Source organism: Kitasatospora sp. NPDC053057 (assembly GCF_044546945.1).
Classification (GTDB): Bacteria; Actinomycetota; Actinomycetes; order Streptomycetales; family Streptomycetaceae; genus Kitasatospora.
In genome coordinates this window covers 112,171-121,715 of sequence record NZ_JBITZP010000024.1, presented here as the reverse complement: position 1 = coordinate 121,715, position 9,545 = coordinate 112,171, and the positions used below count along the sequence as shown (strand labels likewise).

The 9,545-nt window shown below is 71.6% G+C and carries 4 protein-coding genes and 1 rRNA gene; 3 read left to right on the top strand and 2 right to left on the bottom strand.

The annotated features are described in order from the left end of the window. Positions 1-87 (top strand): 5S ribosomal RNA (gene rrf / locus ACIG5E_RS24745); the annotation flags it as partial. A gap of 61 nt (positions 88-148) precedes the next feature. After that, positions 149-1,009: a phosphatase PAP2 family protein gene (locus ACIG5E_RS24740; protein ID WP_396536712.1), complete on the top strand. Its 861-nt coding sequence runs from the start codon at positions 149-151 to the stop codon at positions 1,007-1,009. Here the strand turns inward: ACIG5E_RS24740 and ACIG5E_RS24735 are convergent. Together ACIG5E_RS24735 and ACIG5E_RS24730 are read right to left on the bottom strand one after the other, a co-directional pair. Next, positions 1,002-1,565, bottom strand: a complete 564-nt coding sequence (locus tag ACIG5E_RS24735; protein WP_396536710.1) for a GPR1/FUN34/YaaH family transporter — start codon at positions 1,563-1,565, stop codon at positions 1,002-1,004. The genes ACIG5E_RS24740 and ACIG5E_RS24735 overlap by 8 nt on opposite strands. A 269-nt stretch (positions 1,566-1,834) precedes the next feature. Next, positions 1,835-4,390: a SpoIIE family protein phosphatase gene (locus ACIG5E_RS24730; RefSeq protein ID WP_396536708.1), complete on the bottom strand. Its 2,556-nt coding sequence runs from the start codon at positions 4,388-4,390 to the stop codon at positions 1,835-1,837. A 584-nt stretch (positions 4,391-4,974) separates the two neighbouring features. On the opposite strand from ACIG5E_RS24730, the gene ACIG5E_RS24725 reads away from it, so the two are divergent. Next, positions 4,975-9,495: a HAMP domain-containing protein gene (locus ACIG5E_RS24725; protein ID WP_396536724.1), complete on the top strand. Its 4,521-nt coding sequence runs from the start codon at positions 4,975-4,977 to the stop codon at positions 9,493-9,495. Positions 9,496-9,545: the final 50 nt, after the last annotated feature.

The window sequence follows — 9,545 nt, the reverse complement described above, 5'->3', positions numbered from 1 at the left end:
GGTTACATTCCGAACCCGGAAGCTAAGCCTCACAGCGCCGATGGTACTGCAGGGGGGACCCTGTGGGAGAGTAGGACGCCGCCGAACAATCATTCCAAAAAGACCCCCTCCCATTCGGGAGGGGGTCTTTTTGCGTTACCCTCTGCCAATGCAGAACCTGACCCTGACCTGGCAGACCGCCGGGGGCGCCGCCGTCGTCCTCTTCGGAGGCGCGTACGCGGCGGCGCGGGTCCGGAAGCCAGGGGTGTCGGCGCTGTTGCGAGAGGCCGGCACGCTGCTGGCGCTGTTCGCGCTGTGGCAGTTGGTGGGGCACCTGTCGGTGATGAGCGCCGACCACGCGGTGGACCGGGCGAGCTGGATCCACCGGACCGAGCAGGAGATCGGGCTGCCGGACGAGGCGTCCTGGCAGGCGGCGGTCACGCCGTACCCGGTGCTGGTGCGGCTGGCGAACTACTACTACGCGGTCATGCACTTCGCCGTGATGCTCGGCGTGCTGCTCTGGGTCTTCCTCCGGCACCGGGAACGCTACGCGTGGGTGCGCAACACGGTGGTGATCACCACCGCGGTCTGTCTGCTGGTGCAGTTCATCCCGGTGGCGCCGCCGCGGATGCTGCCGCAGAGCGGGTTCGTCGACGTGGCCGCGGAGTACGGGCAGTCGGTGTACGGCGGCGCGGTCGGCGGGGTGGTGGTGGCCGACCAGCTGTCGGCGATGCCCTCGGTCCACGTGGCGTGGTGCGTCCTGGTGGCGGTCGCGGTGGTGCTGGTCTCGCGGAGTCCGTTCCGCTGGCTGGTGGTGCTGCACCCGGTGTTGACGGTCGCGGTCGTCGTGGTGACGGCCAACCACTTCTGGGCGGACGGCATCGTCGCCGTCGCGATCCTGCTGTTCGCCTACGCCGTCCTGGCGTTGGCGGCACGGTGGCGGGGCCGGACCTCCGTCGAGACGGAGACCCGACCCCGTGCGGGTGCCGAGGACCGGCCGAAGGAGGACCGGCCGAAGCAGGTCACTTGACCGGCAGGGCGATCTTCCCCCAGGAGCCGTTGCTGAGCGCGGAGGTGGCCCAGTACCAGGCGACGAGCCCGGCGACGGCCGCGATCCAGCCGGCGGCCTTGCCGAGGCCGCTGTAGCTGCCGAGGACGGCGATGGCGTTCAGCACGAGGGAGAGCGTGAACAGGCCGTAGACGGCGCGGCTGAACAGGCCCGCGCCCCAGCTGGCGGCGGTGAGGCTGAGGGCGAGCAGAGCCCACAGCAGCAGGAACAGACCGGCTGCGTTCTTGCCGGCGCCGCCCGCCATCGACCAGGTCGCCCAGAAGGCGCCGAGGCTGGTGAAGGCGGTCCCGGTGAAGCCCTCGCCGCCGCGGAGCTGCCAGAGGCCCGCGATGAAGAGGGTGACGCCGCCGAGCAGGTGGGCGAGGTGGGCCGCGTCCCCGACGCCGGTGTGGTGCAGGATCCCGGTGGAGAGCAGACCGTAGGCGAGCAGTGTGAGGCCGAGGGCGAGGTAGCCGAGGTTACCCGCGTCGGCTCCGGTGGAGCGGGCGTTCGTTGCCCCGGTAGCGTCGTTGCTCACCGGAGGCTCCTTTCACTCTGTGCGCGCGCAGGGCGCAGTGACGCTGTGGTGTGGTGTCGAGGGGTGGATGCGCGCGACCGCGCCGAGGGCGCACGGCTGGGAGCGTGCGCGGGCGGCGGTCAGAAGTGAGGTCAGAAGTGGTGGGCCAGCGGAGAACCGCTGGTCACGTCCTCGCCGGGGAGATTCCCCGGCGAGATCGGTTTACCCGGCCCTGTTCGCTTGTACCCTTGTGAAGATAACAATTTGTGACTGCGTCAGCTGTGGAAGGCTCACGGCTGACGCTGGTTGGGCACCCGCAGGGTCAGGATCGCCATGTCGTCGGACGGCGGCTCAGGGGCGAAGCGCTCGACCGCGCGCTGCACCCGCATCGCGACCGCGCCGGCGGTCAGGCCGGTGCAGCCGGTGAGCACCTCGGCGAGGCCGTCGTCGCCCAACATCCGTCGGCCCTCGCGGCGTTCGGTCACGCCGTCGGTGACGCAGAGCAGGACCTCGCCGGGGGAGAGCACCAGGTGCTCGGCGGTGAGTTCGAGGTCGTCCATGACGCCGAGCAGCGGCTGCGGGGTGGCGGCCCGGTCGACCTGGCCGTCGGTGCGCAGTCTCAGCGGCAGCGGGTGGCCCGCGCAGACCAGGGACAGTTCGGTGCTGCCGTCCGGGCGGGGCGTCAGCTCGCCGTACAGCAGGGTGAGGAAGCGGCTGCGCGAACCCTCGTCCAGGATGGCCGCGTTGAGCCGGCGCAGCACCTGCGGGGCGTCCAGGCCCTCGCGGGCGAGCAGGCGCAGCGAGTGCCGGGCCAGGCCGGTGACGGAGGCCGCCTCGGGGCCGGTGCCGCAGACGTCGCCGATGGCGAAGCCGTAGGTGCCCTCGCGGATGGTGAACAGGTCGTAGAAGTCGCCGCCGACCTCGTTGCCCTCGCCCGCGGCCTGGTAGTAGACGTCCACCTCGACGCCGGGGATCTCGGGCAGGTCCGGCGGCAGCAGGCTGCGTTGCAGGGCCTGGCTGGTGGCGGTGCGCTCGGAGTAGAGGCGGGAGTTGTCGAGGGCGAGGGCGGCCCGGCGGGAGAGGTCCTCGGCGAGTTCGAGGATCTCCTGGCGGAACCGGACGCCGGCCGGGACGCCGAGTGCGAGCAGGCCGATGACCCGGTTGCGGGCGGTCAGCGGCAGGACGACGGTCTCGCCGAGCAGGCTGGCGAGTTCGGGGCTGTCGGTGAGGCCGCGGGCCCTGGCGGTCTCGGTGGGCGCGGTCCAGAAGCGGACGCCGTGGGTGGGGCCGGCCTCGGGGGAGGGGGTCTTGTCGAGCAGGTCGCGCAGCGGGTCGATCCGGTCCTCGTCCTCGTGCAGGACGAAGGCGAGGCCGGCCGAGGAGCTGTGGTCGCCGTTGGTGTAGACCGCGCACCAGGAGGCGAGCGTGGGGACGGCCATCTGGGCCATCAGCGCGAGGGTCTGCTCGTGTTCGAGGGTCCCGGCCAGCAGGTCGGAGGCCTCGACCAGAAAGGAGAGCGAGCCGCGGCGCAGCCGTTCGAGCTCGGTCAGCCGGGTGCTCTCGACGGCCAGGGCGACCCGGTCGGCGGCGAACTGCAGGCGCAGCGCGTCCTCGTTGTCGTAGCGGCCGGGGGCGGCGGTGGCGATGCCGAGCGAGCCGATGAGGCGGCCCTCGACCTTGAGCGGGACGGTGACCAGGGAGCGCATGCCGCTGCCGGAGAGCAGGGGCAGGCCGGTGGGGCGGGCGGTGAGGTCCTCGTGGACGGAGGGCAGCCGGGCCGAGTCGTAGCGGTTGCCGGTGTCGACCGGGAAGCGGGTGTGCCGGCGGTGCCCGGTGGTCAGGCCGGTGGCGGCGCGGACCTCGAACTCGGTCTCGTCGTCGGTGGTGAGCAGCAGGTAGGCGGCGTCGGCGTCGAGCAGGTCGCGGGCGCGTTCGACGGTGCGCTGGAGCAGGGTTTCCAGGTCGTGGGTGGCGACCGGGCCGGCCAGCAGGTCGAGCCGGGGCCCGGCGGCGTCTGCGCGCTCGCCGGGCAGCGCGCGGGCGGGGGAGCGCAGGACGGCGCGGTCGGCTTCGAGGACGAGCAGGCAGAGGGTGGAGGGGACGCCCTCGGTGTCGCGCACGCGCACCTGGACGCCGTACACCTCGACCTCCTCTCCGTCGGGCAGCCGCAGGCCGTAGCCGCCCTCCCAGCGGGCCAGCCGGAGGGTGTCGGTGAGGCCGGGGCCGCGGCCGGGGGTCTGCGGCCAGACCGCGAGGTCGGCCCAGGGACGGCCGAGGACGGCGGCGCCGGGGTGCTTGAAGAGCGCCTCGGCGTCCGGGTTCCAGGCCAGCACGCGGCCGTCCTCGTCGAGCTGGACGACGGCGACGTGCACCGGACCGCGGCTGCTGGGCAGGTCGCTGCCGGGGGTGGCGGGAACGGCGTAGCGGGTGCCGACCACGTGTGCGGGCAGGGTGAGCCGGAACCACACGGTCTTCTGCCCGGCCGCGTACTCGACGCCCCAGCGCTCGGCGAGGGCGGAGCACATCAGCAGGCCGCGGCCGCCCTCGCCGTCGGGGTCGGCGTAGCGGTCGGAGACGGGCCCGTCGCCGAGGGAGGGCAGGCCGCGCTCGGGGTGGTGGTCGGTGACCTCGATCCGGACGGTCTGCTCCTCGCGCAGGCAGCAGACCTCGGCGGCGGTGCCGGCGTGCACGACGGCGTTGGTGACGAGTTCGCTGACCAGGACCACGGCGTCGTCGACGACCTCGGGCAGGCCCCAGCCGAGCAGCGCATCCCGGACGAAGCCCCGGGCGGCGGCCGCGGACCGGCCGTCGGGGTCGAAGGTGGCGGCTGCGCGCGCGGTGACCACGTTGCCACTTCTCCTCTGCTGCTCTGGCCCTGACTGTCCGGGGTACGGCGCCGACCTCCCCGTGCGCGCCGTCGGGGTGAGCGGCGCTGGGTCGGGTCGTGGCCCGGTGCAGCGCTCCACCCTACTTTCCGCTTGGTTCCCCGTGGGGGCGGGGCCGTGAAACAGGCACCTGAGGGTGATTCTGCCCACCTGTTTCGGACGGTGCGGGGACAACCGAGTGCAACCGGCCGTATACCCGGCGCCAGTGCTGCCAGACTGGGGGGTCCGCGACGGCCGGTGGGAGCAGTACGGTCGTGTGGGTGCCGGTGGGCCGAGGGTCCGGCCGGCACGCAGCCCAGCCGGGCCGGTGCCCGGGTTCGTGCCGTACCGGCGCGGCGGTCACCGGACAGTTCACACGATGTGGGAGGGGCCCGTTGAGTTCGGCCATCAAGGACGCCACCAAGGACGCTACCGGTACGACGCCGCCCGCTCCGCGCGGCGGGCGGTCCGGGACCGCGCCGCGGATCGCGGCCGGCCGGCGATCGGGCCACAACCGCAGCGCGGAGCCCGCCGAGCTGCGCAAGCTGCTGGCAGCGCTGACCGCGATGCGGGACGGCAACTTCCGGCGCCGGCTGACGGTACCGGGCGACGGGCCGCTGGCGGAGATCGCCGCGGTGTTCAACGAGGTCGCCGAGCGCAACCAGCACCTGACCGGTGAACTGGCGCGGGTGCGGCGTGCGGTGGGCCGCGAGGGCCGGCTGAACGAGCGGCTGGAGACCGGCGCGGGCGAGGGCGCCTGGATGGCGGCAGTCGACAACTGCAACGCGCTGATCGACGACCTGGCCCGTCCGATGGCCGAGGTGGGCCGGGTGCTGACCTCGATCGCCGAGGGCGACCTGGACCAGAAGATGGAGCTGCGCTCGCTGCACAGCAACGGGGTGAGCCACCCGCTGCGCGGCGAGTACCTGAAGATCGGCCGGACCGTCAACGGACTGGTGGACCAGCTCTCGGAGTTCACCGACGAGGTGACCCGGGTGGCCCGTGAGGTGGGCACCGAGGGCAAGCTCGGCGGGCAGGCCAAGGTCCGCAGCGTGTCCGGCAGTTGGAAGGACCTGGCGGACTCGGTCAACACCATGGCGGGCCGTCTCACGGCGCAGGTGCGCAACATCGCCCAGGTGACCACGGCGGTGGCCAAGGGCGACCTGTCCCGCAAGGTGACCGTCGATGTGGCCGGCGAGATGCTGGAGCTGAAGAACACCGTCAACACGATGGTGGACCAGCTGAACGGCTTCGCCGCGCAGGTCACCACGGTGGCCCGGGACGTCGGCACCGAGGGGCGGCTCGGGGGTCAGGCGCAGGTGCCGGGCGTGGCCGGGGTCTGGCGCGAGCTGACCGACTCGGTGAACTTCATGGCCGACAACCTGACCGGCCAGGTGCGCAACATCGCCCAGGTGACCACGGCGGTGGCGCGCGGGGATCTGTCTCAGAAGATCGAGGTGGACGCGCGCGGGGAGATGCTGGAGCTGAAGAACACCATCAACACGATGGTGGACCAGCTCTCCGGCTTCGCGGAACAGGTGACCAGGGTGGCCCGCCAGGTGGGCACCGAGGGGCGGCTCGGCGGCCAGGCCCAGGTGCCCTGGGCGGCCGGGGTGTGGCGGGATCTGACCGACAACGTCAACTTCATGGCGAACAACCTGACCGACCAGGTGCGCAACATCGCCCAGGTGACCACCGCGGTCGCCAAGGGCGACCTGTCGCAGAAGATCCAGGTGGACGCGCGCGGGGAGATCCTGGAGCTGAAGAACACCATCAACACGATGGTCGACCAGCTCTCCTCCTTCGCGGACGAGGTGACCAGGGTGGCCCGGGACGTCGGCACCGAGGGCATCCTCGGCGGCCAGGCGAGCGTGCCCGGGGTGTCCGGGACGTGGAAGGACCTGACCAACAGCGTCAACCTGATGGCCAACAACCTGACCAGCCAGGTCCGCAACATCGCCGAGGTGACCACGGCGGTGGCCCGCGGCGACGTGTCGAAGAAGATCACCGTCGACGCCCGGGGCGAGATCCTGGAGCTGGTCACCACCGTCAACACCATGGTCGACCAGCTGTCGGCCTTCGCCGACGAGGTCACCCGGGTCGCCCGCGAGGTGGGCACCGAGGGCATCCTGGGCGGCCAGGCGCGGGTGCGCGGGGTGTCGGGGATCTGGAAGGACCTGACCGACAACGTCAACTTCATGGCCTCGAACCTGACCGGACAGGTGCGCAACATCGCCGAGGTCGCCTCCGCGGTGGCCCGGGGCGACCTCTCCAAGAAGATCACCATCGACGCGCAGGGCGAGATCGCGACGCTCGCCGGGACCCTGAACACGATGGTCGACCAGCTGTCCGCGTTCGCGGTGGAGGTCACCAGGGTCGCCCGCGAGGTCGGCACCGACGGCACCCTGGGCGGTCAGGCGAGCGTGCCGGGCGTGGCCGGCATCTGGAAGGACCTGACCGACAACGTCAACCAGATGGCCAACAACCTCACCGGCCAGGTCCGCAACATCGCGCTGGTGATCACGGCGGTCGCCCGCGGTGACCTCTCGCAGAAGATCGACGTCGACGCGCGCGGCGAGATCCTCCAGCTCAAGACCAACATCAACACCATGGTCGACCAGCTCTCCGCCTTCGCCGACGAGGTCACCCGGGTCGCCCGCGAGGTGGGCACCGACGGACGGCTCGGCGGTCAGGCCCGGGTGCCCGGGGTGGACGGCACCTGGCAGGACCTCACCGAGTCGGTGAACGAGCTGGCCAACAACCTGACCCGGCAGGTGCGCGCGATCGCCCAGGTCGCCACCGCGGTGACCAGGGGCGACCTGAGCCTGCGGATCGACGTGGACGCCGCAGGGGAGCTCGACGAGCTCAAGGACAACATCAACCAGATGATCGCGAACCTGCGCGAGACCACCCGCACCAACCAGGAGCAGGACTGGCTCAAGACCAACCTGGCCAGGATCTCCGGCCTGCTGCAGGGCCGCCGGGACCTGGAGGCGGTCGCCTCGCTGATCATGACCGAGCTGACCCCGGTGGTCTCCGCCCAGCACGGCGCCTTCTTCCTCGCCCAGCCGGCCGGCCGCACCGCCGAGCTGATCACCGAGGACGACGACGAGAACGACACGGTGCTGCGCCTGATCGGCAGCTACGGCTACCAGCGGCGGGCGATGCCGACCACCTTCCGGCCGGGCGAGTCGCTGATCGGCCAGGCGGCGGTGGAGAAGCGGGCGATCATCGTCAAGGAGGCGCCGCCCGGGTACCTCAAGATCGCCTCCGGCCTCGGCGAGGCCTCGCCGACCCACATCGTGGTGCTGCCGGTGCTGTTCGAGGGCCGGCTGCTGGGCGTGATCGAGCTGGCCACCTTCAGCTCCTTCACCACCGTCGCGCTGGACTTCCTCAACCAGATCGCCGACCTGATCGGCGTCACCGTCAACACCATCAGCGTCAACACCAAGACCGAGGGCCTGCTGCTGGAGTCCCAGCGGCTCACCGCCGAACTCTCGATGCGGTCCGCCGAGTTGGAGGCGCGCCAGGAGGAACTGGAGCGCACCAACGAGGAGTTGCAGGAGAAGGCCGAGCAACTCGCCCAGCAGAACCGCGACATCGAGATCAAGAACAGCGAGATCGAGGAGGCCCGGCAGGTCCTGGAGGAGCGAGCCGAGCAGCTCGCCCTGGCCTCCCGGTACAAGAGCGAGTTCCTCGCCAACATGTCGCACGAGCTGCGCACCCCGCTCAACTCGCTGCTGATCCTGGCCAAGCTGCTCTCCGACAACAACGAGGGCAACCTCTCGCCCAAGCAGGTCGAGTTCGCCGACACCATCCACGGCGCCGGCTCCGACCTGCTCCAGCTGATCAACGACATCCTCGACCTGTCCAAGGTCGAGGCCGGCAAGATGGACGTCCGCCCGGCCCGGATCGCCCTGGTCCAGCTGGTCGACTACGTCGAGGCCACCTTCCAGCCGGTCGCCGTCGACAAGAACCTGGACTTCGCGGTGCGGGTCTCGCCCGCCCTGCCGGTCACCCTGCACACCGACGAGCAGCGGCTCCAGCAGGTGCTGCGCAACCTGATCTCCAACGCGGTCAAGTTCACCGACACCGGCGGCGTCGACTTCTCGATCAGCCAGGCCGGCCGGGACGTCCCCCAGCACGTGCGCGAGCGGCTGCTGGAGTTCGGCTCGATCCAGGGCCCGGACGACGAGCTGATCGCCTTCTCGGTCTCCGACACCGGCATCGGCATCCCCGGCAACAAGCTCCGGGAGATCTTCGAGGCGTTCAAGCAGGCCGACGGCACCACCAGCCGCAAGTACGGCGGCACCGGCCTCGGCCTGTCGATCAGCCGCGAGATCGCGAGGCTGCTCGGCGGCGAGATCCACGCCGAGAGCGAGCTGGGCAAGGGCTCGACCTTCACGCTCTACCTGCCGCTGCGCACCGACGCCCCGGACGCCGCCGTCGAGCGGCCGGCCGATCGCCCGGGCACCGCGAACCCGCCGGCGCCGCGCGCCTCGGTCGGGGTGACCCCGGTGGGCCTGCCGGTGCCGGTCGGCGAGAGCCCGGCCGACCACTGGGCCCAGGAGGTCCGTGAGCTGGCCGAGGAGCGCCGCCGCGGCGCGATGGAGCGCCGGCGCAGCGCCGCGCTGGAGAGCGCCGCGGCGCCCCGGGCGGTGGAGCCCGCGCAGCAGCCCCGGCCGGCCCGCGGCGACATCCGCTTCGACGGCCAGCAGGTGCTGATCGTGGACGACGACGTGCGCAACGTGTTCGCCCTGACCAGCGTGCTGGAGCAGCACGGGCTGACCGTGCTGTACGCGGAGAACGGCCGCGAGGGCATCGAGATGCTGGAGCAGCACGAGAACGTGGCGCTGGTCCTGATGGACATCATGATGCCGGAGATGGACGGCTACGCGACCACCGAGGCGATCCGCCGGATGCCCCAGTTCGCGGGCCTGCCGATCATCGCGCTGACCGCCAAGGCGATGAAGGGCGACCGCGAGAAGTCGCTGGAGGCGGGTGCCACCGACCACATCACCAAGCCGGTGGAGACCGATCACCTGCTGTCGGTGATGTCGGAGTGGCTGAACGGCGACCGCGCGTGAGGGGCCGGCAGGCGCGAACTCCGGGTTCGCGCCTGCCGGTCGGCCGGTTT